The 425-nt window shown below is 60.0% G+C and carries 1 pseudogene; it reads right to left on the bottom strand.

The annotated features are described in order from the left end of the window. Positions 1-235: 235 nt before the first annotated feature. Positions 236-425: pseudogene (locus H7I57_RS10740) on the bottom strand (alpha/beta hydrolase); the annotation flags it as partial.

The raw sequence follows: 425 nt of genomic DNA, 5'->3' as shown, positions 1-425 counted from the left end.
GAGCCACACGACCAACCTACAAACTGCCGAAAGCGATTTTTTCATTGCCGAGCGGTTCAGACCAGACGGAAGCGCTGTATTGCCAACGGGCACAAGGCTCTACGGCGCAATGCGGATTGGGCCGGGACTCAACACCCCGCTTACGTCGATGACACCTTCACCCGTTTTGTCGACGAATTCCTGCTCGCGCCATTCGAGCCAAATCGAAGCCGCCGGGGTTGAGCGGCCGCACCAGTCAGCCTGTGGCAGCGGTGATTCGGTCAAGCAGCCACGTATTGATCCCGTCGAGGGCCGCTTCGGCCATTGCCGTCGGATGTCCGGTGAACCCGTGGGGTGACTCAGGATAGATTCTGATGTCGACGCCGTTGCCAGCGGCGCAGAGCCGACTGGCCATCGCGAGGTTGTCTTCCAACAGAACGTCTTTG

The organism is Mycolicibacterium pyrenivorans, assembly GCF_025821625.1.
Classification (GTDB): domain Bacteria; phylum Actinomycetota; class Actinomycetes; order Mycobacteriales; family Mycobacteriaceae; genus Mycobacterium; species Mycobacterium pyrenivorans.
This window is presented reverse-complemented; position numbering and strand designations above follow the sequence as displayed.